Source organism: Micrococcus sp. KT16, from assembly GCF_003315015.1.
Classification (GTDB): Bacteria; Actinomycetota; Actinomycetes; order Actinomycetales; family Micrococcaceae; genus Micrococcus; species Micrococcus luteus.
Genome location: NZ_QNRG01000026.1, coordinates 1 through 3015, shown reverse-complemented (window position 1 = coordinate 3015; position 3015 = coordinate 1). Strand labels below are relative to the sequence as shown.

The 3015-nt window shown below is 70.4% G+C and carries 4 protein-coding genes and 1 pseudogene; 3 read left to right on the top strand and 2 right to left on the bottom strand.

The features are described from left to right. Positions 1 to 13 precede the first annotated feature (13 nt). Positions 14 to 148: pseudogene (locus DE149_RS11525) on the bottom strand (ArsR family transcriptional regulator); the annotation flags it as partial. A 78-nt stretch (positions 149 to 226) separates the two neighbouring features. Between DE149_RS11525 and DE149_RS11520 the strand changes: the two are divergent. The 3 genes from DE149_RS11520 to DE149_RS11730 all read left to right on the top strand — a co-directional run bounded on the left by DE149_RS11520 (position 227) and on the right by DE149_RS11730 (position 1717). Then, complete coding sequence (locus DE149_RS11520) at positions 227 to 601, top strand: helix-turn-helix transcriptional regulator (RefSeq protein WP_036334148.1); 375 nt, start codon at positions 227 to 229, stop codon at positions 599 to 601. Continuing rightward, complete coding sequence (locus tag DE149_RS11515; protein WP_002854089.1) at positions 601 to 1512, top strand: cation diffusion facilitator family transporter; 912 nt, start codon at positions 601 to 603, stop codon at positions 1510 to 1512. Before DE149_RS11520 ends, DE149_RS11515 begins: the two co-directional genes overlap by 1 nt. Before the next feature lie 64 nt (positions 1513 to 1576). Beyond that, a complete protein-coding gene (locus tag DE149_RS11730; RefSeq protein ID WP_002854087.1) occupies positions 1577 to 1717 on the top strand; it encodes a hypothetical protein in 141 nt (46 codons plus the stop codon). 271 nt (positions 1718 to 1988) lie between these two features. Here the strand turns inward: DE149_RS11730 and DE149_RS11510 are convergent. Continuing rightward, a partial coding sequence (locus DE149_RS11510; protein WP_113914519.1) for an FAD-dependent oxidoreductase occupies positions 1989 to 3015 on the bottom strand: 1027 nt, incomplete at its 5' end.

Below are 3015 nucleotides of genomic sequence, written 5' to 3'. Positions count from 1 at the left end.
ATTCTCAGACACGCCCTAGGTCGCGGGCGAGTACCGCCGGGTAGCTCGGGCCCTCGAGGAGTGTCATGAGGATGCGGGAGCGGGTCGGGTCGGCCATCGCCCGGCCCAGCCGGTTCATCACGTCCAGCCGCGAAGCAATAGTCAGCATGCGCTGACCATACAGAACCTGCTGACCTCTCGTGTGTGGCTCCCGCTGCTGATATCTGCATAGGTGTATGGTCGTGGCATGAGTGTGACGCCGTTGGATTCGTGTCAGGTCACCGCCGTCCATCCGGAGAAGGTGGCGCTGACCCGGGAGAGGATCCCCGACGAGCGCGAGGCCGGCAGGTTGGCCGGGCTGTTCAAGCTCCTGGGGGACCCGCGCCGTGCCCGGGTGCTGTATGCGTTGCTGGAGGCCGGCGAGCTGTGCGTGTGTGACCTGGCGGCGTCGGTCGATGTCGCGGAGGCGTCGGTGTCCCAGGTGCTGCGGGTGCTGCGTACCGCTGGGGTGGTCGAGAACCGCCGGGAGGGGCGGATGGTGTACTACCGCCTCGCTGACGGGCATGTGCGGATGCTGCTGGACGTCTCCCGTGAGCACGCCCGCCACGAGGGGCAGGGCTGATGGGGGCGGGACACAGCCATGCCCCGGCGACCGGGCATGCCGGTGGCCGCTACCGTCGGCGGCTGGCGGGGGCGTTCGCCCTGACGGCGGGCTTCTTCCTGATCGAGCTGGTCGCGGGGCTGGTGTCGGGGTCGTTGGCGCTGCTGTCGGATGCCGGGCACATGGCTGCCGATGTGGTGGTGCTGGGTGCGGCGCTGCTGGCGACGCGCATCGCGAGCCGGCCGGACTCCACGGGGCGACGCACCTATGGCTCCTACCGGGCCGAGGTGTTCGCCTCGGCGTTGGCGGTGCTGGCGATGCTCGCGGTCGGGGTGTACGTGGTGGTCGAGGCCATCAGCCGGCTGGGTGACGCGCCGGAGGTGGCCTCCGGCGCCATGCTCGCGGTCGGCTTCGCCGGCCTGGTGATCAACATCATCTCCATGCTGCTGCTGCGCAGCGGGGCCAAGGACAGCCTGAACGTCAAGGGCGCCTACTACGAGGTGATCGCCGACGCCGCCGGGTCGGTGGGTGTCATGGTCGCCGGCGTGCTGATCATCCTCACCGGCCAGCCGATCTGGGACGTCGTGGTCGCGGCGCTCATCGCGGTCTTCGTCATCATCCGGGCGGTGGTTCTGGGCAGGCAGGTGATCGCGGTGCTGGGCCAGCACGCCCCGGAGGGGGTGGACCCGGAGGACGTCGCCGGTGACCTGGACGCGGTCGAGGGGGTGGAGGAGGTCCACGACCTGCACCTGTGGACCCTGACGTCGGGGATGAACGTGGCCACGGCCCACCTGGTCGCTGACCAGGGCGCGGACCACGGCGCCGTGCTTGCCGGCGCGCGCCGGGTGCTGCGCGACCGTTACGGTATCGCCCATGCCACCTTGCAGGTGGAGGGCGCCGGCAGCGACGGCTGTCACGACCTGAGCTGGTAGCACTCGGCACGGAAGCCCGCTCGCGAGAGCCGCACATGCTTGAGCAACGTCTTAGGAGCGCGCGATGACCGCGAAGCACGGCAAGGGCCCCGGGCCGGACGAGGGCCAGCGGCCGGCCCGGCGCGGGGTGGTGCTCACCCTGCTGGGGATCGGTCTGGTCGCCGCGGCTTACGTGGTGACGATCGTGGTCATGGTGGTGCGGTGACGCGGCCCAAACGGACCGCGGCCTCATGGCGGCGCCGCAAGGCGGTCATCGCGTCGTCCAGTGCTGTCCTCGTCGGGTCGAGCACGTAGAGGTCGTGAAGACGTCCAGATATAGGCCTGGGACGGGAGTTCTTGCATCGACTGAACTCCCCGGTGGTTGCAGGTCCGATACGCAGGGGTGCCAGTAAGTAGGGCTGATCGGCGCCCATTTTCTTGTCTCGCGCCCCGGGGCGAGGCGGTCCCCTATCGGTGTCCCTGTGTGCGGGGCAGGTTCACGCCGCGCAGCAGGAGAGCTTGGCGATGTCGGTGGTGAAGGCCTGCGCGGTGAGCTTGAGGCCTTCGGCCATGGTCAGGTAGGGGCTCCAGAGGTTGGCGACCTGGCTGGTGGTCATGCCGGCCTCGAGCATGTAGACCCCGGCGGCGGCGAGGTCGCCGGCGTCCTGGGCCAGGGCGGTAATGCCGATGATGCGGCCGGTGTCGGCGTCGGTGACCATCTTGATGAACCCGCAGGTGTCGCGGTTGACGATCGCGCGTGGGACGTGCGCGAGTGACAGGACACGGCTGTCGTAGCGGATCCCGGCAGCGGAGGCCTGCCGTTCGGTCATCCCGACGGCGGCCAGGGCGGGGCTGGTGAACACGACCCGGGGCAGGTGGCGGTAGTCGACCTCGAGGCCGGCGCCGGTGAGGGCGTTGTCGGCGACGAGGGCGCCGTGGGCCGCGGCGACGTACACGAACTGACGGTGGGCGGTGACGTCACCGGCAGCCCAGACGCGCGGGTTGGTGCTGCGCAGATGGCTGTCGACGACCACCTCGCCGTGGTCGCCGGTGCGCACGTCGACGGTGTCGAGACCGAGCGTGGCGGTGACCGGGCGGCGCCCGGTGGCGACGAGTACCTCGGCCGCCCGGAGTTCCTGTGAGCCGTCAGTGGTGGTGGCAGTGACCGTGACCTCGCCGGTGGCCGGGTCGCGGCGGACCGCGCTGGGCACCGCGCCGCGGATGATCTGGATGCCTTCGTCCGTGAAGATCTCATCCAGGGCGGTGGACGCCTCGGGTTCTTCCTGGGACGCCAGCCGTGAGCGGACCAGCATGGTGACCCGGACGCCGAGCCGAGCGAAGAGCTGGGCCTGCTCCATCGCGACGTAGCCGCCGCCGATGACCAGCAGCGACTCCGGGACGTGGTCCAGTTCCATCGCGGTGGTCGAGGTCAGGTAACCGGCCTCCTGCAGGCCGGGGACCGGCGGCGCCCAGGGCCTGGAGCCGGTGGCGATGAGGTAGTGCGCGGCCCGGACCGTCTCCACC